The following is a 19,060-nucleotide window of genomic DNA, read 5'->3' as shown; positions in this document are numbered from 1 at the left end:
ACGACTAATCCCCGCCACGCGGTCTTTTCCCCTGGCAATGCCTGGGGGAGTTGACCACGGGGCGGGGAAAAGCCGTTCAGACGGGTGCTTAGCCGGATGTGGCCGGCTGGAGGGCGTCGCCGGCGGCAGCGTGGCCTGACTCCTGTCCGGATGCGTGCTCCGGTTTTGCCGGGCCCCGGCGCTCCTTGAGGAAGTAGACGAGTCCGGCCGCAAGTGTGGACGCTGCAGCGAGGGCGAACAGGCCTGGAACTACGCTGCCGGTGGTCTCCTTGATGATGCCGAACCCGAACGGGGCCCCAAAACCGCCCAGATTGCCCAGTGAGTTGATGATCGCGATGGCCGGGGCCAGGACCAGCGGGTGAAGGCCGGACTGCGGGATCGTCCAGAACAGCGGCGACGCGCTCTTGAAACCCATGGCTGCGATGGCCAGGAAAACGAGGGCCAGGACCGGCGTAGCGATCGCAGCGGCGAGGGTTCCGACGGCGGCGACGAGCAGCGCTGCCACCAGCAGTGGCTTCTTGGACTTGGCCTTGTCCTGCCACTTTGCGGCGAAATACATGGCGAAGACGGCGCAGACCCACGGGATCGCCGACAGGAAGCCGACGCTGAGGTCGGTGGTTCCGGGAATCTGCTTGACGATGGTGGGCAACCAGAAGGTGTTGGCGTAGATGGAGAGCTGCACGGAGAAGTAGATGCCGCAGAGCAGCAGGATCTGCGGGTTGAGCAGCATCTTCCACCGGTTGACCTTTGCCCCGGAAATGCCGGCGTGCTGTGCGTCCTCGTCCGCGATGGCCTTGGCCAGGGCCGTCTTTTCGCCGGCAGAGAGCCATTTGGCATCCTGGATCTTGGCGTCCAGCAGGAAGAAGACAATAATTCCAACGACCACTGAGAGCAGGCCCTCGAAGCCGAACAGCCACTGCCATCCACGGATGCCCAGGACGTTGTGGAGGCTCAGGAGCATGCCTGCGATGGGTCCGGACAGTGCTGCGGCGATAGAGGAGCCGGCTATGAAGATGGCGGTTGCCTTGCCGCGCTGCCCTGCAGGGACCCAGCGGGCGAAGTAGAAGATTACTGCCGGGAAAAACCCGGCTTCGGCGGCGCCAAGCAGGAACCGCAGCACGTAGAACATCATTTCGTTCTGCACGAACGCCATCAGGAAGGACACAATGCCCCAGCTGACCATGATGCGGGCCAGCCACACCTTGGCGCCGTACTTCTCCATCATTACGTTGCTGGGGAGTTCGAAGATGGCGTAGGCGATGAAGAAGAGTCCTGCCCCGAAGCCGTAGGCGGCCGCGCCGATCCCGACGTCCGCTTCGAGGTGCTCGTGGGCGTAGCCGATGTTGGACCGGTTCAGCTGGTTGCAGACCAGCATGACCAGCATGATGGGCAGCACCCGCTTGAAAAACTTTTTCGTGGCCAGGGCCACATCCGTGACAGCGGTGTCGACAGACTGCATGGGGAAATTCCTTAGGCATTGCGGTGGGGGTCCGGAGAACCGGTTCAAGTGCTGTGGTCCGGACCACAGCGAGAGAATCCACCTTATTCAGAAATTTCGATGCGCGTCCAACACGCGTATGGCATTGTTTGATGCCCTCAGGGCATTATTGCGGCTCGACGGCGACTGGAGCCTCGGCCAGCGGGCGCACCGAGGCCTTGAACCGGCGTCGGGAGTTTGCCAGGTGGCTGCGCATTGCGGCGGCAGCTGCCGTCTCGTCACCGTCGGCAATCGCCGCGGCGATGGACCTGTGCTCGTGGATCACCTGGTCGAAGTGGTCGCGGGCGTAATGCTCGACGCCGGTCATCAGCCGGGAGCGCGGCATCGCGATCATCGTTTGGCCCAGGGCCGCCAGGCAGTCCGAGTAGAACGGGTTGCCGCTGGCTGTGGCGATGGCGCGGTGGAACTCAAAATCGAACTTCATCGCGTGCCCTGGATGGTCTGGGCTGTTGGTGAACTGTTCCAGGGCCGCGTTGACGGCCCGAAGTTGTCGGTCGGTGTGGTTGCGGGCCGCCAGGGCGGCAGCTTCGGCCTCCACGCCCATGCGGAATTCCAGCAGGTGGAGGCGGTCCTCGACGCTGGCCACCGGCCGGCTGCCCGGCACTGGCTGGGGGCCGTCGTCGGGCGGGGTCAGTGCGAAGCTGCCCCGCCCCCGTTCGGTTTCCACGAGCCCTTCCGCCTGGAGCCGCGTCAGCGCGGAGCGCACCACAGTACGGCTGACGCCGAATTCGCCCATCAGGGAGTTTTCGCTTGGCAGCTTGTCCCCGGGCTGGATGACGCCGTCCACAATGCGGGTGCGAAGGTCGGCGGCGAGGTCCGCGGTCAGGTTCCGGCTCATGGGTTCAAGGTTACGCGCCGAACTCCACGGATTCGGTGGTCCAGGCGCGGGCCTGGTCGCTCAGGGTCACGCCCAGGCCGGGGCGGTCCGGAACCAGCATGCGGCCGTTCTTCGTCTCAAGGCGTTCGTTGAACAGCGGATCCAGCCAGTCGAAGTGCTCCACCCACGGCTCCCGCGGGTAGGCGGCGGCGAGGTGCAGGTGGATCTCCATGGCGAAGTGCGGCGCCAGCCCCAGCCCGCGCTCGTCCGCGAGGGCGGCGAGGCGCAGGAACTGGGTGATACCGCCGACGCGCGGAGCGTCCGGCTGGATGATGTCGCAGCCGTTGGCGTTGATGAGGCCCTTGTGTTCGGCGACGGACGCGAGCATCTCGCCGGTTGCGATGGGGGTGTCCAGGACGTTGGCCAGGTGGGCGTGGCCCTCAAAGTCGTATGCGTCCAGCGGCTCTTCGATCCAGACGAGGTTGAATTCCTCCAGTTGGCGGCCCAGGCGCAGCGCGGTGGCACGGTCCCACTGCTGGTTGGCGTCCACCATGAGGGGGACGTCCCAGCCGATGTGGTCGCGGATGCCCGCGACCCGGCGCAGGTCTTCTTTGCTGTCCGGCAGGCCAACCTTGATCTTGATGCCGCCGATGCCTTCGTCGAGGGACTGGGTGGCGCGGGCCTTGACCTCTTCCAGTGAGGCGTTGAGGAAGCCGCCGGAGGTGTTGTAGGTCTGGACAGAGTCGCGGTAGGAGCCAAGGAGCTTGGCCAGGGGCAGTCCGGCCCGCTTGGCCTTGAGGTCGTAGAGGGCGATGTCGATGGCCGCCAGCGCCTGGGTGGCCACACCTGAGCGGCCCACGGAGGCGCCTGCCCACAGGAGTTTGGTGTAGATCTTGCCGATGTCGTTGGGGTCCTCGCCGATGATGCCCTCGGCGACCTCCTTGGCGTGCGCGTACTGGGCGGGGCCGCCGGCGCGCTTGGAGTAGCTGAAGCCGATGCCGCTGTGGCCCTGCTCCGTGGTGATCTCGGCAAAGAGGAAGACTACCTCCGTCATGGGCTTCTGGCGCCCGGTGAACACCTTGGCATCGCTGATCGGCACGGCGAGAGGAAGCCTCGCGGTGGAAAGTTTGACGTGACGGATGAGGTCTACGGTGCTCATGGGTGCTCCTCGAAAGCAGGCTGTCCGGGCTGCATTGCCCTCCCACTTAGAATACAAGTAAAGAACTTGTATTACAAGTGATTGGTCCGGACGGCATCCTTCTCACACCAAAATCTGACCTGCAAGGATCCCTTACGTCTGGTGGTGGTTTCGTTGGGGTTTTTGGCGGGGGTCGATGTGGGGTGGCGGGATGAACCAGGGGATGCCGGTTTTGACCTGGATTTGCCATTGTTCTTTGTGGACGAGGTGGTGGTGATTTGTGCAGAGCAGGGTGCCGTTGTCGGTGCTGGTGGTTCCGCCGTGTGACCAGTAGGTGATGTGGTGGGCTTCGCACCAGGGTGCGGGGATGGTGCAGCCGGGGAAGGCGCAGCCTTGGTCGCGGGCGGTGATGGCTTTGCGGATGTGGGGCGGGAAGATCCGGGTGCTGCGGCCGACGTCGAGGATGCGTCCTTCGCTGCCGAGCAAGACGGGGATGATGTCGGCGTCGCAGGCGATCTTGCGGACCGTGGAGGGTGTGACGGGGCCGGTGAACGCGAATGATCCGGTGCCGGGGATCCTGCCGGAGCCCGAGCCCGAGCCCGAGCCCGAGCCTGAGTCCGAGCTCAGGTCCAAGCTGGTTCGTGGAGTGCTGTCGGGTTCGGGGGCGTGGCCGGCGCTGTTGCGGGCGGCTTGGGTGGGGTCGGTGCTGCTGCCGGGGTCTGGGGTGGGGTCGGTGCCGTTGCCGGGGTCTGGGGTGGGGTCGGTGCCGTTGCCGGGGTCTGGGGTGGGGCTGGCTGTGTGGTGGCGGTAGCGGGGTCCTTGGGCGGTGGTGTGTTCGAGGCGGTTCAGGAGGTCGCGGTAGTCGATGGTGACCATGACCTGGGGCCGGAGTCCTCCCGCTGCCGGGAGGGTGCCGGTGGTGAGGGCTGCCTTGCAGGCACCGACGAGGCCGTCGAGGAGCTGCTGCGGCCGGGTCCGCCGGTCCAGGCTGACATCAGGGTCACCGGCCACATCGGCTTCGCTGGCCCTACCTGCCTCGCCGGCTTCAGCTGCCAACCCGGTTTCTGTTGTGGGGTGGATGCGGGGGTTGGTGGCGGTGTTCATGGCGGTGAGGAGGTGTTCGTATTGGTCGGGTGTGGCGAAGATTTCGATGTGGTTGAGTCCGCGGCGGGCCGGGCGGAGGAACGCGCCTTGGCGGTGGCGGAGTTCGTGTTCGGTGGGTTCGGCGCCGTCCTGGTCGATTGCTTCGGTCCAGCGGCGGGCGATGCGGGTGAGGAAGTCGGTGTCGTTTTCCGCGGCGGTGCGGGTCAGGGCGTGTTCCATCCGGGCGGTGGTGTCCTCAGTGGCGTGGTGCCGGACCCGGTCCACCGCGAGCGTGATGATGGTCGCGGCGCGGGACGCGACGGTCCCCGCGGCGAGGGCGGCAGCGAGCTCGGGGCGTTCGGCAGGCTGGGTGTGGCCGGTGATCCCGGGCCGGGGAAGCAACGCGTGTGCGAGTTGGATCCGGCGGTGGGCCTCGCTGACGCTGATCCGGAGCCGGGCGCGGAGGAACTCGGCAGTGTTCCGGCACCCGTCATCGGCAGGCGAGGTCAGCGGCGTCGAGACAGGCGCAGCGGGCAGCACAGGCGAAGCTGGAGCGTCAGGCTGGACAGCCGGAGTTGTGAAGCCGGCGGCGCCAGCGGTGGCGGGCTCGGCACTGCCGTGAGGCCAGGCGGCGTCGGTTTCGGTGAGGGTTTCGGTTCCGTTGTCCCACCCGGTGATCCACGTCCGGCCGTTCCTGGTCCGGGCGGCTGCTGCGTCGGTGATGGCCTGGCTGCGGGTGCGGTCCACCGCGCCGGCACCGAGGATCTGCAGGTACTCAACGGTCCGCGACAGATCCTCGACCTGGCCGGCGTACTCGGCAGCTTCGGCGTAGCCAGCCAGGGCAAGGACGTCCGGAGCGGCCGCGGCGGCCGCCTTCACCACGGCGATAGCGTGCGCGAGCCCGGCGGCGTCCGGGACCGCTGCCGGTTCAGGCAACGGAGTGCAGAGTGGATCTAAGCGAACACTCCTGGCACCGCTGTTGAAGTCCCTGCTGATGGAAGCCCCGCGAACAGGCGTGCCGGTGCGAGTGAGCAAGGTGGCCTGATCGACGTGCCCCGCTGGCTGAACTCTAAGAGCGTCCATAGGAATACTCTCTCAAGGGGGTATGACATTTAAGGTTCGAGGCCTGTCGGGGCCCGAAAAGCAGTTGGCGATCCGCGCGAAACCGAAGCCAGCGCAGGCGGACCGGCCAGGCGCCCGTAGCGCGCACAAAATGGCGGGCGGGCCGGCTCGCCCACGCGTCGCCGTCGGACGCAAAGGCGTCCTGATGCGGTGGGTACCCGAGAACATATGACGGGCGGAAGTAGATAGCCGTGAGTTTGGCCCACGGCGTCGTCCCTCCAGCGCTCAGAATCCCGTTGGCTTCCATGGCAGAACTCTGCCAAAGGGGTCTGACAACGGGCGTTGTGTGCCCACTGCCCCAAGTGGCTAGACCAGCCAGGCCACGACCAGCAATGCGCCGATGCTTAGCACGGTGGTGCACAGGATGACGTCCCGGGCCACGCTCATGCCCCGGCCATAGGGGGACGCGAAGAGGAAGACGTTCTGGGCAGTGGGCAGCGCGGCCATGATGACGCTGGCGAGAAGGTGTTGCCCGTCGAGCCCAAAGACAAAGCGGCCCAGAATCCACACCACGAGCGGCATCCCGGCAATTTTGAGGAAGGTGGCCACGAGGGTCTCCGTGCGGCCGTCGCCTTTCTGCAGTGGAGCACGGCCCGCCAGTGAGAGGCCAAAGGCCAGTAGAACCATGGGTACGGCACCACCGGCCAGCATGTCGATGGGCTTCTGTAACAGGTCCGGCGCGGTCCAGCCCGTAAGTGCCACGACAACACCCAGCCCCGACGCGATGATCATCGGACTGGCGAAGGGCTGCAGCAGCACCTTCTTCCACGAGACTTTGGATCCCGAGGCCAACCCCAGGACGGTGAGGTAGAACGGCGCCAGCACCAGGAGCTGGACCAGCAGCACGGGCGCGACGTGCTGGGCCGTGCCAACGGCGTACAGGGAAACCGGGATGCCGATGTTGTTGGCGTTCGCGTAGCTGCTGGCCATGGCGCCGACGGCGGTCTCCGCCACGGGCCGCCGAAAGAACAGGAAACTGGCCAGCCAATAGAGAAGCCCCACTATCGCTGCAGAGAGCAGCGCCAGCGGGGCATCGGTTCCCAGGGCGGCACGGATATCACTGCCCGCAACGACCGTAAAAAGCAGCGCCGGGTTGGTGATGTAGAAGGCCGTCCGGGTCAGCGCGCCCTGTACCTCAGGTCCGAGGATTCGCAGCCGGGCGGCGAAATAGCCCACAGCAATGACCGCGGAGACGATGAGTATTCCGGAGACAACGCCGCCCAAAGTGCGCCCTTCTATTTAACTGTTGGGATTCCGCACGGCCGTCTCCCGTTGCGAAGGGAGGGCCGGCCGTGCGGAAGCTGGGTGGTGGAATGTCCTTAGCGGACCAGGCAGGGCCGCTTCGGGTCGAAGGACCAGCCGTCGATGTAGTACTGCATTCCGATGCTGTCGTCGCGGGCATCGAGCCCGTGCTGCAGGTACAGCTCGTGGGCTTTGTCCAGTGCGTCGCGGTCCAGTTCGATGCCCAGCCCCGGACGGTCCGGGACCTCGATGGCGCCGTCGCGGATCTGCAGCGGGTTCTTGGTGAGCCCCTGTCCGTCCTGCCAGATCCAGTGCGTGTCCAGTGCAGTGATTTCGCCTGGTGCGGCCGCGCCGGTGTGCGTGAACATGGCCAGCGAGATGTCGAAGTGGTTGTTCGAGTGCGATCCCCAAGTGAGCCCGAACTCGTTGCACAGCTGCGCCACGCGGACGGAGCCGGACATGGTCCAGAAGTGCGGGTCCGCCAGCGGGATGTCGACGGCGTTGCTGCGGATGGCGTGGGACATCTCCCGCCAGTCCGTGGCGATCATGTTGGTGGCGGTCTTCAGGCCGGTGGCGCGGCGGAACTCAGCCATGACCTCGCGGCCGGAGAAGCGGCCTTCAGCGCCGCACGGGTCCTCCGCGTACGCCACGACGCCCTGCATCCGTTTGCCGAGGCGGATTGCTTCGTCGAGGAGCCAGCCGCCGTTCGGATCAAGCGTTACCCGTGCCTCGGGGAAGCGTTTGGCGAGGGCGGTGACCACATTGACTTCGTCGTCCCCGGACAGCACGCCGCCCTTGAGCTTGAAGTCGCTGAAGCCGTAGCGTTCCTGGGCGGCTTCGGCCAGGGCCACAACAGCCTCGGGAGTCATGGCCTCCTGGCGGCGCAGCTTCTCCCAGCGGTCCGCTGGCGCGTCCTCCACCAGGTAGGGAAGGTCGGTCCGGGCGTGGTCACCAATAAAGAAGAGGTATCCGAGCATCGGCACCGAGGTGCGCTGCTGGCCGTCGCCCAGCAGTTCAGCGACGGGGACGCCGAGGAACTGGCCGTGCAGGTCCAGCAGGGCGGATTCGACGGCGGTGACGGCGTGCACGGTGGTCCGCAGGTCGAACGTCTGCAGCCCGCGGCCGCCGGCGTCACGGTCCGCGAACTTTGCGGCAATCCCGCGGAGCAGTGAACGGTAACGGGCCACGGGCTGGCCGTTGATGAGCGTTCCGGCTTCCTCGATGGTGGCCTTGATCTTTTCGCCGCCCGGGACCTCGCCGAGGCCGGTGCGGCCGTCAGAGTCGGTAATGATGACCACGTTGCGGGTAAAGAAAGGTCCGTGGGCGCCGCTGAGGTTCATCAGCATGCTGTCGTAGCCGGCGACGGGAACGACTTCAACCTTGGCGATGGTTGGCTGGGTGCTCATGCGTTGACCTCGTCCTTCAGGTCGGCTGCCGCTTCAACGGTGCCATCGATACGGCGGTTCAGGTGCCAGGGGTTGGTGTCCTGCAGCGGTGCGGGCAGGAGTTCCTGGGGGATGTTCTGGTAGGCGACGGGGCGCAGGAAGCGGTTGATCGCAAGGGTGCCTACCGACGTGGTGCGGGTGTCCGACGTGGCGGGGAACGGGCCGCCGTGGACCATGGCGTGCCCTACCTCTACGCCGGTGGGCCAGCCGTTGATGATGATGCGGCCCACTTTCTGTTCGAGGGCGGGGATCAGGGGCGCCGCCGTCGGGTAGTCCTCTTCGGTGAGCTGCAGTGAGGCGGTGAGCTGGCCCTCGAGCCGGCCGATCGCTTCAAGAAGTTCGTCGGTGGAGGAGTAGCGGATCACCAGGGACGCGGCGCCGAAGATTTCCTCGTGCAGAACGTGGTTGGTTACGAAGTCCCTGACCTGGGTGCCGAAGATCGTGGGGGCGGGTGCGTTTTCAGTCGGGCCCGCGGTGCCCTGTCCGACGACGGTGACGCCGTCGGCGGAGCCGAGTGCCTCCGTGCCGGCCTGCCAGGACCCTGCGATGCCTTCGGTGAGCATGGTCTGGCCCGCGCAGGCTGAGATGGCGCGGCCGACGGCGGCAGCGAGTTTGTCGCCCAGTTCACCTGTGGGGGCGAAGAGCAGGCCGGGGGAGGTGCAGAGCTGGCCTGAACTGCCGGTGACGGCTGTGACGTACTGCTGGGCGAGGGCGTCGACGTCTCCCTTGAGGGCGCCTTCGAAAACGAACACGGGGTTGAGGGAGGACATTTCCGCGTAGACGGGGATGGGTTCGGGGCGGGCGGCGGCGGTGCGCATCAGCGCGATGCCGGCGCCCTGGGAGCCGGTGAAGCCCACTGCCTTGATGGCGGGGTCGGCTACGAGGGCCTGGCCGATGCTGCTGCCAGGGCCGTAGATCAGGGAAAACACGCCGGGGTGCAGTCCGAAGTCCCTGACCGCCTTCACGATGGCCTGGCCAACGAGTTCGCTGGTGCCGGGGTGGGCATTGTGGGCTTTGAAGACGACGGGGCAGCCGGCGGCGAGGGCCGAGGCGGTGTCGCCGCCCGCCGTCGAGAAGGCCAGCGGGAAGTTGCTGGCGCCGAAGACTGCGACCGGGCCGAGCGGGATCTGGCGCTGGCGGATGTCGGCCCGGGGCATGGGCGAGCGGTCCGGCAGGGCCGGGTCGATGCGGACGCCGCGGAAGTCGCCCTGCCGGACAACGTCGGCGAAGAGCCGGAGCTGGCCGGTGGTGCGGGCCTGTTCGCCCTGCAGCCGGGCGGCGGGCAGGCCGGTTTCCTGGCCGGCACGGACGATCAGCTCGTCGCCGATGGCCTCGATGTTGGCCGCGATGGCGTCAAGGAACGCGGCATGCGTCTCCGGGTCCAGGGTGCTGAAGGACGGGTAGGCCCCGGCGGCGGCGGTGGTCGCCGTCGTCAGCTGGTCTTCGGTGATCAGCGAGTAGGCGGGGTCGAGCTGTTCGTTTGTAGCGGGATTGAAACCAAAAGCGGTCTTGCCGTCGCCGACGACGGGCTGTCCAGCAATGAGGGAATGTCCGGTGAGTGTCACTGTGGTTACTCCTAGGAGAAAGTTGATCAGGAGACGGTGGCGATGAGGGCTTTGAGGTCCGCGAGGTCCTCGGGTGCCAGGTTCTGCAGCGGCGGCCGAACGGGCCCGGCGGAGCGGCCGATGGCGTCCAGGCCGCCCTTGACGATGGAGACAGAGTAGCCCTTCACGCGGTCGCGGATGTCCAGGTACGGGATCACGAAGTCGTTGAGCTTCTTGTTCACGGCGACCCGGTCGTTGTTGCGGACGTCCTGGTAGAAGTCCAGGGCGAACTGGGGGACGAAGTTGTACATGGCGCTGGAATACGTGCTCATGCCCAGCTGGAGCAGCGGGAGGGCGAAGGTTTCCGCCGTGGGAAGGCCGCCGAGGTAGAACAGGCGGTCGCCGAGCTTGGCGTAGACGCGGGCGTCGTGTTCGAGGTCGCCCACGCCGTCCTTGAAGCCGATCAGGTTTTGGTGGCGGTCCGCGAGGGTGGCGACGGTGGTGTCCTTGTAGATGGCGTTGGCGCGGTTGTAGATGATGACACCGAGCGAGGTGGCGCTGCAGATGGCGCTGACGTGGTCGATCAGGCCGCCCTGGTCAGCTTCGGTGAGGTACGGCGGGAGGAGCAGGAGTCCGTCGGCGCCGGCGGACTCGGCAGCCTTGGCGTTTTCGATGGCCTGGGCTGTGGAGCCGCCGGCGGATGCCAGCACGGGAACCAGGTTGCCCACTTCCTCGACGGCGGTGCGGACCACACGCTCGGATTCCGCCGGAGTGAGGGAGAAGCCTTCGCCGGTGCCGCCCGCTGCGAAGAGTCCGGCGACGGGGAAGCTGGCCTGCCACGCGAGGTGCTTGCGGTAGTTCTCCTCATCGAACTGCAGCTGGGCATCGAACGACGTCACCGGGAAAGACAACAGGCCTTCCTTGAGGGTGTCTGCCAATTCCTGGGGGGAGTACTTTGCCACGATGTTGTCCTCTGTGTGAATGCCGCTGCCGGCTGGGAGTGTTGGTTCGTGTCCAGAGTAGGCAGTCCAAGTGATGCCTGTCTAAGTGCCTTTTCGTATTGATTGATACCCAATGTGCATCGATATGCGGAGGGTGGTGGCTCCCCGATGCGGTCCTACTCCGTCCTGAATTCGAAGTCCTGAAGGAGCCGCCGCAATGCCGGGTTGGCAACCTTGCGGTTCCAGATGGCATGCAGCTCAACCGGATCATCATTGCTGCTGCCGGCCAGCGGCAGGAATTCGACGCCCTTGATCGCAAGGAGTGTGGCCGAATGGGGGACAAAAGCCACGCCCCGCCGGGCGGCAACCAGGGAGACCATGGTGAGGATCTGGCTGACGGTATGGATGACGTTGCCGTGCTGGATATCGTGCATGCGGATCACCAGGTCGTAGAAATAGGCGGCCTGGGTTGGGGAGTGCATAATGAGCGGTTCGTCCCGAAGGTCGGCGTCGTCGATGGGCCGGGAGAGGCCCGCCAGGCGGTGGCCGGTGGGCACCGCCAGCACCATGGCCTCCTTGTAGAGCAGGTGCGAATCGAAGACCTCCCGGTCGAAGGGCGGCCGGGCGAGGCCCATGTCGAGCTCACCCGTCAGCAGGCCCTGGATCTGCTCCCCTGTCACCAGTTCCTGAAGGTCTATGTCCACGTCAGGGAGAATTTCCGCAATCTCTTCCAGGAGCGGCCCCAGGATGCTGAACCCGCTGGCCGCCGTGAACCCGACCCGCAGCACTCCCGAGCGACCTGTGGCGATTCTTCGGGCGGTGAGGGGAGCGCGGGTGGCGAGTGCCATAAGCCGTTTGGCTTCTTCCAGGAACGCCTTCCCGGCGTGAGTGAGCTCGACTTTGCGGTTGTCGCGCTCCAGCAGTTCCGTGCCGATGCTCTTCTCCAGTTTCTGGATCTGGCGGCTCAGCGGCGGCTGGGTCATGTTCAACCTCTCCGCTGCCCGGCCGAAGTGGAGCTCCTCTGCGACTGCTATGAATCCGGCCAGCTGGTCGAAAGTAAACATGATGCCTTTCTGGTATCACCCGATGCATTTTAGGGCTTAGACATGCATCATAGCGGCTCCCTACACTCGTCAAGCGAGCCACAGTGATTCGGTTCACAACAGCAGCCGGTACCCGATCCGGAGATTTCCCCAAGGAGTTCCAATGATGCACTTCCCCACGCGCCGCACAGTTCTCGGTGCTGCCTCCGCCCTGACGCTTCTGGCCCTGACCGCGTGCGGCAACGTGGCCGGTGGCAAGGCAGACTCCGCCAAGTACCCGTCAGGCCCCATCAATTTCACGGTGGGCCAGGCAGCCGGCGGCAGCACGGACCTGATCGCCCGGGCACTCGCTGAAGGTGCTTCCAAGTCCCTCGGCCAGCCGATGCCTGTAGTGAACAAGCCAGGCGCCAACGGCGCACTGGCCACCAAGGAAGTGGCCGGCAAGCCGGCCGACGGCCAGGAACTGGTTCTCCTCACCGCGTCCCTCATCACTATTACTCCCCTGGCCGTCAGCCAGGACGAAGCCGTGAACATCGACGACCTGGACATCATCGCGGGGCTGTCGCAGGACGACTACGTCCTGGTGGCCAGCACCCAGTCAGGATTCAAGACGTTCGACGACGTGGCCGGCGCCGGCCGCAACGTCACCTTCGGAACGACAGGTGTTGGCACCGGAAGCCAGCTCGCCCAGACCGTGCTCTTCAAGCAGGCCGACGTCAAAGGCACCGACATTCCCTTCGACAGTGGCAAACCCGCCCTGACGGCGGTCCTCGGCAACCAGGTTGAGCTCGCCACCATCCAGCTCGGCGAGGCGATGCCGCAGATCGATGCCGGCAAGGTGACGCCGCTCCTGGTCTTCTCGGAGGAGCGCAACAGCTTCCTGCCGGACACCCCCACCGCCAAGGAAGCGGGCTACGACGTCCCCGTTGCGCAGTACCGGGCCGTCGCGGCTCCCAAGGGCACTCCCGCCGACGTCAAGGAAAAGCTGCTCGCCGCCTTCCAGGACACCTTCAAAACGGAGGCCTACAAGGAATTCAACAAAAAGAACCTGCTGACGCCGAAGGAGATTTCCGGTGAGGAAGTTGTCACCGAGTGGAAGGAATACGCAGCGAAGTACAAGGAACTGGTGGAGAAGTACGACATCAGCCTCAGTGGAAATAAGTGATTTCCGTGAAGGAAACCCCCACCGAGTCCACCGGCGAAGTGGATGACCTGACGCCAGAGCAGCTCGCCGCCCAGTGGGAGGAGGAAAAGCCTCCCGCGGCCGGTTCCTGGGCCAATGCGTCCTCGTCCCTGGTAGTCATCGGTGTTGGCGTCGGCGCCACCATCCTGTCTGTAGCCATGGGGCTGGGCACGCCCGACAAGCCCCAGCCCGGCCTGTGGCCGTTCATCATCAGCCTGGTCATGGTTGCCCTCGGCGTTTTCCAGCTGGTCCTTGGCCGGCACAACAGGGATGCGGAGAAGTTCACCCGCATGTCCACCGCGCCGCTGACCGGCCTGGTGACGCTCGCCGCCATGGTTGCCCTGATGCCGCTCGTTGGCTTCGAGCTGCCGGCCCTGGTGCTGTGCGTCATCTGGATGCGGTTCCTCGGCGGCGAAACGTGGCGATCCACACTGCTGGTCAGTGCCGCCGTCGTGATTGCCTTCTACGCAATCTTCGTCTTCGCGCTCAAGACCTCCATCCCCCACCTCTTCTAGGAGACCCCCGTGGATTTTCTGAATCCCGTTATTAACGGATTTGCGGTAGTCCTGGAGCCGACCAACCTCCTTTACTGCCTGATCGGCGTCGTGATCGGCATGCTGATCGGCGTGCTGCCAGGCCTGGGGCCCGCGGCAACCATCGCCATCCTCCTTCCGCTCACCTACAACGTCGAGCCCGTGACGGCCATCATCATGCTGGCCGGAATCTTCTACGGCGCACAGTACGGCGGCACCATCACCTCCGTGCTCCTGCGGCTTCCTGGTGAAGCATCCTCGGTGGTCACCGTGTTCGACGGCTACCAGATGGCAAAACAGGGCAGGGCCGGCACGGCCCTGGGCCTGGCGTCCATTGGCTCGTTCATCGGTGGAACCGCCTCCATCATCGGCCTGACCTTCCTCGCCCCCATCGTGGCCAGTTTCGCCCTGGACTTCGGCCCGCCCGAGTACACCGCGCTGGCGATGCTCGGCATCCTGCTGGTGGCCACCATCAGCAGCGGATCGAAAACCAAGGCGCTCATCGCCGCGGCCCTTGGACTCCTGCTCGCCACAGTTGGCCGGGACATCTTCACCGGTGAGAGCCGCTTCACCTTCGGCAGCCTGCAACTGGCCGACGGCATCGATTTTGTGCCGATCGCCATGGGCATCTTCGGCCTCGGCGAAATCCTCTACAACCTTGAGGAACGGCACCGGGCCGCCAAAGCGCCGTCGAAAGTCACGAATGTCTGGCCTTCCCGCCAGGACCTCAAGCAGGCGTCCGGAGCCATCGGCCGCGGATCCGTGCTCGGCTTTTTCCTGGGAATCCTTCCGGGCGGCGGCGCCACCATTGCGTCGATGGCCTCCTACGCCATGGAGAAGAAACGGGCCAAGCAGCCTGAGCGCTTCGGCAAGGGCGCCCCGGAGGGCGTCGCCGGACCGGAAACCGCCAACAACGCTGCCGCGACGTCGTCTTTCATCCCGCTGCTGACGCTTGGCATTCCGGCCAACGCCACGATGGCGCTGATGTTCGGTGCGCTGCTGATCCAGGGCGTCACGCCCGGACCGCAGCTGGTGGAACAGAACCCGGAGCTCTTCTGGGGCGTGGTGAACTCCATGTATATCGGCAACATCCTGCTGCTGATCATGAGCCTGCCGCTCGTGGGCATCTTCGTGAAGATCCTCCGGGTCCGGGCCGCCATCCTGGCGCCGGTCACGGCCCTGATCACGCTGTTGGGCGCCTACACCATCAACAACAGCATGTTCGATGTCACCCTGGTGGTGGTGTTCGGCATCATCGGCTACCTCATGAAGAAGTTCGGCTTCGAACCGGGTCCTTTGGTTCTGGCCTTTGTGCTCGGCGAACTGCTCGAGAGCTCGATGCGCCGCTCACTGCTGGTCTTCGGCGGAGATCCCCTCGGTTTCTTCGACCGCCCTATTTCGGCGACCCTGCTGGCGGTCTTCGTGCTGGTAGCGGTCCTCCCGGCCATCCGCGGGGCCCTCACCAGGCGGAAACCCATTGCCACCACGGCCGTCACGCCTGAAATCAAGGAGAAGGTATGAGCATCATCGTCGGATTCGTCCCCACACCCGCAGGAGAAGCCGCGCTGACGGCAGGCATTGCGGAAGCCAGGCTCCGCAACGAGGACCTGGTGATCGTCAACTCGGCCAGGGAAGGCGCGCTGGTGGACAAGTCAGTGGCTGCCGACGACGTCCTGGAACAGGCAGCCCGCCGTGCTTCGGACGCCGGCGTCAGGGCGACGGTGATCCAGCCGCCTTACCAGCACGATCTGGCCGACGAGTTCCTGGACGTCGCCCGCGAGGCTGACGCGTCCCTGATCGTCATCGGGCTAAGGCACCGGACCCAGGTGGGCAAATTCATCCTCGGCAGCCACGCCCAGCGGATCCTGATGCAGGCCGACCGCCCCGTTCTGGCGGTCAAGGCCGACGGAGCCGGCTTCTAGCCCCAGGCGGTGAGTCCCGCCGTCGTGGGGCACTTTGGGCAACACAACCCGGGCACCAGGCCGAAACCGCGGCGTGTCCGTGCCAATGTGCCCCACTTAGGCGTGGCCACGCCTTGGAATGCCGTCAGCGCCGCAGTGCCCCGAGCCCGGTGATGAGGGCCTCAAGCCCCAGGCCAAAGGCCACGTCCGCAGGACGCTCGTCACCCCGCGCCGCCAGGCTTCGCACCGCCGCCGTGAAGTGCGGGGTGGCACCGGCCATGCTGCCGGCGTCGAAAATGTCCGCGGGGGCCGTGACGTCGTAGGCGGAGCCGAAAATGAACGACTCCAGGGCCACGATGGCCGACACTATCCGTTCCTCCGGGAAGCCTGCCGCCAGGAACCCGCCGCTCACGGTCTCGTACATGGCCAATGTCTGCGGCGCGTCCGTCACGGGCAGCACTGCGATGACCGGGATGAGCGGCGTGTGCTGGGCAAAAACATCCCGGTAGCTCCATGCCCACGTGCGCACCGCATCCTCCCAGGACCCGGCCCCGAATCCCGAAACGTCCACCAGCGCCGCGAGATGGTCCTCGACGAGCAGGAGCACGTCCCGTTTGGAGGCCACATGGTTGTAAAGGGCCGACGGCGCCACGTCCAGCTGGCGTGCCAGGGCAGCCATGGTGAGGCCGTCGTAGCCCTTCCTGCCAATGAGTTCCAGTGCGGCTGCCGTGATCCCGGCCTGGTCCAGCAGGGCCGCGGAGGGGCGGCCCGCCCGGCGTCGAACGCCTTTTGACGCGTCAGTGGAGTCGGCCGTAGTGCCGGCCGTTCCGGCGGTGGTTCCTGGGGCGGCGGCTGCCGGCATGGTGCGGGCCTTTCGTGGGGGTTCCCCAGTATTATTCCACCCGCCTCTTCCGGAGCCGCGGACAAACCGCTATAGTTCTAATAAATGAATGACATTCATTTAGTGATGCGCATCACCCGCGCAGCCGCAGAGAGGACATCATGCTGAACCTAAACCGCGACGTTGTGGTCGTGGGAGCGGGACCCTCCGGGTTGACCGCAGCCCGTGAACTGAAAAAAGTCGGCCTGAGCGTGGCCGTGCTGGAAGCCCGCGACCGCGTAGGCGGCCGGACCTGGACGGACACCGTTGACGGCGCCGTGCTGGAGATCGGCGGCCAGTGGGTCTCGCCGGACCAGACGGTTCTGCTGGACCTGCTGGACGAACTGGGCCTGAAAACGTACTCCCGCTACCGCGACGGCGAGTCTGTCTACATCGGTGCCGACGGCAAACCCGTGCGCTACACCGGCGACTCCTTCCCGGTGGACCCGGCCACCGCCGTCGAAATGGACAAGCTCATTGCCCTGCTGGACGGCCTCGCCGCCGAAATCGGCGCCACCGAGCCGTGGGCACATCCGAAGGCCCGCGAACTGGACACCATTTCCTTCCACCACTGGCTGCGCGCCAACTCCGACAATGAGGAAGCCTGCAACAACATCGGACTGTTCATCGCCGGCGGGATGCTCACCAAGCCCGCGCACGCCTTCTCCGCCCTCCAGGCCGTGCTGATGGCCGCGTCCGCCGGGTCGTTCACACATCTCACCGACGAGGACTTCATCCTGGACAAGCGCGTGGTGGGCGGGATGCAGCAGGTCTCCCTGCTCCAGGCGCGGGAGCTGGGTGACGACGTCGTCCTTAACAGTCCGGTGCGCACCATCAACTGGACGGAAGGCGACGACGGCGGCCACAGCGTCAGTGTGGTCTCCGAGCGGGCCACCGTGAACGCGCGGTTCGTGATCATGGCCGTGCCGCCCAATCTGTACTCGCGCGTGTCCTTCAATCCGCCGCTGCCGCGCCGCCAGCACCAGATGCACCAGCACCAGTCACTGGGCCTGGTCATCAAGGTCCACGCCGTCTACAGCACGCCGTTCTGGCGCGAAGACGGCCTGTCCGGCACGGGCTTCGGCGCCGGATCGCTGGTCCAGGAGGTCTACGACAACACCAATCACGGCGATGCCCGCGGAACGCTGGTGGGTTTCATTTCGGATGAAAAGGCCGACGCCGTCTTCGAGTTGGGTGCCGACGAACGCAGGCGCGTGGTGCTGGAGTCGGTCGCCGGGTTCCTGGGGGACAAGGCCCTTGAGCCCGAGGTGTACTACGAATCGGACTGGGGCTCCGAGGAGTGGACCCGGGGTGCCTACGCCTCCAGCTACGACCTGGGCGGACTCCACCGCTACGGGAAGGACCAGCACGCACCGGTTGGCCCCATCTACTGGTGCTCCTCGGACCTCGCCGCCGAAGGCTACCAGCACGTGGATGGCGCCATCCGGATGGGCCGGCTGACCGCAGCCCGCATTGCCGAGCTTTCGCGCGTGCGGGAGCCCGCCGGAGTGTAGCGGGGCGGGGTTGCTGCAGCTCTACTAGAAAATAAGCATGCTTACCAATAGGCTGGCACAGGGGAGCTTCCCCTTTTGACCAGAACGAGGTGAGGGCATGACGGACACTGAGAACATCAGCAAAGTTACAGACATCATCAACGGTTCCCGGATCGGGATGTTGACCACCATCAACGAAGAAGGCGCCCTGGTCAGCCGGCCGCTGGCCGTCCAGGACGTCCTGGACGACGGCGACATGTGGTTCTTCACGGGCCTGGGCACCTCCCAGGTGTCCCATGTCCGGGCTGATCCGCGCGTCAATGTTTCCTTTGGCAGGCGCACCGAATGGGTTTCCGTGGCCGGCACGGCGGAAGTGGTGACGGACCGCGCCAAGATCCGCGAGATGTGGAACCAGACCGTTGAGGCGTGGTTCCCCGACGGCCCCGACACCCCTGAGGTGTGCCTGCTCCGGGTGGATTCGGACTCGGCCGAATATTGGACCAGCCCCGGCGGGACGGCCGCCACGGTCCTGCAGTGGGTGAAGTCAAAGGTCACCCATAGCCGGATGAGCGTGGGCGAAAGCGGCACCGTAGAGCTGTAGTGTGCCTGGAGGACCGGGCCCGGGCAGCCGCGCTGGCGGCTGCCCGGGGTTCACTGCAGGAACCGGGCTTCACCGCAGGAAAAAGTAGAAGACCAATGCCAGGCCTGGACCGAGTGCCTGTCCGATGGCACTGGTGAGCAGGCGTTTCTCGGTGATCCACAGCCAGATGCCAAGGATGAACTGGCTCGCGCAGCAGAAGAGCACGATCGCTGACCCACTGGCGGCGTTGCCGGAAAAGTTCACCATCCAAAGTCCCGAGGCGATGCCCAATGCAAAGGCGATGTTGTAGGCACCGACATTCATCGCCCACATGCGAACGGCCGGAACATCTTCAGGTTTGATCAGAAAGATCCTGTAAAAGCGGCGGTCGCCGTGACGGAAGATCTCCAGCAGGCCGACGCTGACCAGGGCCAAGGCCGTCGTTCCGGCGAAAATCTGACTCAGAAGATTCATCCTCACCCTCCACCAGGCAAGGCCGGTACACCCCGCGGCCTTCCTGTGCAGGTTACGCCGCGGACACCGGGGCCATCAAGAGGTCTGATGGCTGCCTCCGATCCTGGCGCGTCAATCGACCCCGCCGCGTAAGCCGTCACTGA

At 65.7% G+C, this 19,060-nt stretch carries 17 protein-coding genes; 6 read left to right on the top strand and 11 right to left on the bottom strand.

The features are described 5' to 3' along the window. Nucleotides 1–88: 88 nt before the first annotated feature. From J2X42_RS05945 to J2X42_RS05905, 9 genes are all read right to left on the bottom strand, one after another. Nucleotides 89–1,459: an MFS transporter gene (locus tag J2X42_RS05945; protein ID WP_310163186.1), complete on the bottom strand. Its 1,371-nt coding sequence runs from the start codon at nucleotides 1,457–1,459 to the stop codon at nucleotides 89–91. 145 nt (nucleotides 1,460–1,604) lie between these two features. Next, entirely contained in the window at nucleotides 1,605–2,336 is a 732-nt protein-coding gene (locus J2X42_RS05940) for a FadR/GntR family transcriptional regulator (RefSeq protein ID WP_310163183.1), read from the bottom strand. 10 nt (nucleotides 2,337–2,346) lie between these two features. Next, nucleotides 2,347–3,474 carry an L-talarate/galactarate dehydratase gene (locus J2X42_RS05935; RefSeq protein ID WP_310163182.1) on the bottom strand — a complete coding sequence of 376 codons (1,128 nt, stop codon included), beginning with the start codon at nucleotides 3,472–3,474 and terminating at the stop codon, nucleotides 2,347–2,349. A gap of 132 nt (nucleotides 3,475–3,606) precedes the next feature. Then, on the bottom strand, nucleotides 3,607–5,472 hold the full coding sequence (locus J2X42_RS05930; protein ID WP_310163181.1) for a DUF222 domain-containing protein: 1,866 nt from the start codon (nucleotides 5,470–5,472) through the stop codon (nucleotides 3,607–3,609). A 492-nt stretch (nucleotides 5,473–5,964) separates the two neighbouring features. Beyond that, the gene (locus J2X42_RS05925) at nucleotides 5,965–6,882 is read right to left on the bottom strand and encodes an AEC family transporter (RefSeq protein ID WP_310163179.1); all 918 of its coding nucleotides are present in this window, start codon (nucleotides 6,880–6,882) and stop codon (nucleotides 5,965–5,967) included. A gap of 95 nt (nucleotides 6,883–6,977) precedes the next feature. Beyond that, nucleotides 6,978–8,306, bottom strand: a complete 1,329-nt coding sequence (locus J2X42_RS05920; RefSeq protein ID WP_310163177.1) for an enolase C-terminal domain-like protein — start codon at nucleotides 8,304–8,306, stop codon at nucleotides 6,978–6,980. Further along, nucleotides 8,303–9,910 carry an aldehyde dehydrogenase (NADP(+)) gene (locus tag J2X42_RS05915; RefSeq protein WP_310163175.1) on the bottom strand — a complete coding sequence of 536 codons (1,608 nt, stop codon included), beginning with the start codon at nucleotides 9,908–9,910 and terminating at the stop codon, nucleotides 8,303–8,305. The genes J2X42_RS05920 and J2X42_RS05915 overlap by 4 nt, the downstream gene beginning before the upstream one ends. A 26-nt stretch (nucleotides 9,911–9,936) precedes the next feature. Beyond that, nucleotides 9,937–10,851 (bottom strand): 5-dehydro-4-deoxyglucarate dehydratase, encoded by a 915-nt coding sequence (kdgD, locus tag J2X42_RS05910; RefSeq protein ID WP_310163173.1) that lies wholly within the window; start codon nucleotides 10,849–10,851, stop codon nucleotides 9,937–9,939. A 155-nt stretch (nucleotides 10,852–11,006) separates the two neighbouring features. Continuing rightward, nucleotides 11,007–11,894 carry a LysR family transcriptional regulator gene (locus tag J2X42_RS05905; RefSeq protein ID WP_310163172.1) on the bottom strand — a complete coding sequence of 296 codons (888 nt, stop codon included), beginning with the start codon at nucleotides 11,892–11,894 and terminating at the stop codon, nucleotides 11,007–11,009. A 142-nt stretch (nucleotides 11,895–12,036) separates the two neighbouring features. Here J2X42_RS05905 and J2X42_RS05900 point away from each other — a divergent pair, with 142 nt between their 5' ends. Genes J2X42_RS05900 through J2X42_RS05885 form a run of 4 tightly spaced genes read left to right on the top strand, consistent with a single transcriptional unit; the run spans nucleotide 12,037 to nucleotide 15,511 of the window. Beyond that, on the top strand, nucleotides 12,037–13,038 hold the full coding sequence (locus J2X42_RS05900; RefSeq protein WP_310163171.1) for a tripartite tricarboxylate transporter substrate binding protein: 1,002 nt from the start codon (nucleotides 12,037–12,039) through the stop codon (nucleotides 13,036–13,038). Then, a complete protein-coding gene (locus J2X42_RS05895; RefSeq protein WP_310163168.1) occupies nucleotides 13,035–13,571 on the top strand; it encodes a tripartite tricarboxylate transporter TctB family protein in 537 nt (178 codons plus the stop codon). Before J2X42_RS05900 ends, J2X42_RS05895 begins: the two co-directional genes overlap by 4 nt. A 9-nt stretch (nucleotides 13,572–13,580) precedes the next feature. Then, the gene (locus tag J2X42_RS05890) at nucleotides 13,581–15,110 is read left to right on the top strand and encodes a tripartite tricarboxylate transporter permease (protein WP_310163166.1); all 1,530 of its coding nucleotides are present in this window, start codon (nucleotides 13,581–13,583) and stop codon (nucleotides 15,108–15,110) included. Continuing rightward, nucleotides 15,107–15,511: a universal stress protein gene (locus tag J2X42_RS05885; protein WP_310163164.1), complete on the top strand. Its 405-nt coding sequence runs from the start codon at nucleotides 15,107–15,109 to the stop codon at nucleotides 15,509–15,511. The genes J2X42_RS05890 and J2X42_RS05885 overlap by 4 nt, the downstream gene beginning before the upstream one ends. Nucleotides 15,512–15,635: 124 nt before the next feature. On the opposite strand, the gene J2X42_RS05880 is transcribed toward J2X42_RS05885, so the two are convergent. Continuing rightward, entirely contained in the window at nucleotides 15,636–16,352 is a 717-nt protein-coding gene (locus tag J2X42_RS05880; RefSeq protein ID WP_310163163.1) for a TetR family transcriptional regulator, read from the bottom strand. Between the two features lie 140 nt (nucleotides 16,353–16,492). Here J2X42_RS05880 and J2X42_RS05875 point away from each other — a divergent pair, with 140 nt between their 5' ends. Together J2X42_RS05875 and J2X42_RS05870 are read left to right on the top strand one after the other, a co-directional pair. Beyond that, nucleotides 16,493–17,884 (top strand): NAD(P)/FAD-dependent oxidoreductase, encoded by a 1,392-nt coding sequence (locus J2X42_RS05875; RefSeq protein ID WP_310163161.1) that lies wholly within the window; start codon nucleotides 16,493–16,495, stop codon nucleotides 17,882–17,884. 97 nt (nucleotides 17,885–17,981) lie between these two features. Next, nucleotides 17,982–18,464 carry a pyridoxamine 5'-phosphate oxidase family protein gene (locus tag J2X42_RS05870; RefSeq protein WP_310163160.1) on the top strand — a complete coding sequence of 161 codons (483 nt, stop codon included), beginning with the start codon at nucleotides 17,982–17,984 and terminating at the stop codon, nucleotides 18,462–18,464. Between the two features lie 69 nt (nucleotides 18,465–18,533). On the opposite strand, the gene J2X42_RS05865 is transcribed toward J2X42_RS05870, so the two are convergent. Beyond that, nucleotides 18,534–18,917 carry a DUF1304 family protein gene (locus tag J2X42_RS05865; RefSeq protein ID WP_310163369.1) on the bottom strand — a complete coding sequence of 128 codons (384 nt, stop codon included), beginning with the start codon at nucleotides 18,915–18,917 and terminating at the stop codon, nucleotides 18,534–18,536. Nucleotides 18,918–19,060 lie beyond the last annotated feature (143 nt).

Source organism: Arthrobacter sp. BE255 (assembly GCF_031457335.1).
In the GTDB taxonomy this organism is placed as follows: domain Bacteria; phylum Actinomycetota; class Actinomycetes; order Actinomycetales; family Micrococcaceae; genus Arthrobacter.
The sequence above is the reverse complement of the archived record's forward strand: the minus strand, read 5'-3'. Positions and strand labels throughout refer to the sequence as shown.

Bases quoted from the DNA above. Each gene is read 5' to 3' on its own strand.
- J2X42_RS05865 (WP_310163369.1), bottom strand. From the start codon at position 18,917: ATGAATCTTCTGAGTCAGATTTTCGCCGGAACGACGGCCTTGGCCCTG.
- J2X42_RS05940 (WP_310163183.1), bottom strand. From the start codon at position 2,336: ATGAGCCGGAACCTGACCGCGGACCTCGCCGCCGACCTTCGCACCCGC.
- J2X42_RS05875 (WP_310163161.1), top strand. From the start codon at position 16,493: ATGCTGAACCTAAACCGCGACGTTGTGGTCGTGGGAGCGGGACCCTCC.
- J2X42_RS05880 (WP_310163163.1), bottom strand. From the start codon at position 16,352: ATGCCGGCAGCCGCCGCCCCAGGAACCACCGCCGGAACGGCCGGCACT.
- J2X42_RS05905 (WP_310163172.1), bottom strand. From the start codon at position 11,894: ATGTTTACTTTCGACCAGCTGGCCGGATTCATAGCAGTCGCAGAGGAG.
- J2X42_RS05935 (WP_310163182.1), bottom strand. From the start codon at position 3,474: ATGAGCACCGTAGACCTCATCCGTCACGTCAAACTTTCCACCGCGAGG.
- J2X42_RS05885 (WP_310163164.1), top strand. From the start codon at position 15,107: ATGAGCATCATCGTCGGATTCGTCCCCACACCCGCAGGAGAAGCCGCG.
- J2X42_RS05870 (WP_310163160.1), top strand. From the start codon at position 17,982: ATGACGGACACTGAGAACATCAGCAAAGTTACAGACATCATCAACGGT.
- J2X42_RS05920 (WP_310163177.1), bottom strand. From the start codon at position 8,306: ATGAGCACCCAGCCAACCATCGCCAAGGTTGAAGTCGTTCCCGTCGCC.
- J2X42_RS05900 (WP_310163171.1), top strand. From the start codon at position 12,037: ATGATGCACTTCCCCACGCGCCGCACAGTTCTCGGTGCTGCCTCCGCC.
- J2X42_RS05945 (WP_310163186.1), bottom strand. From the start codon at position 1,459: ATGCAGTCTGTCGACACCGCTGTCACGGATGTGGCCCTGGCCACGAAA.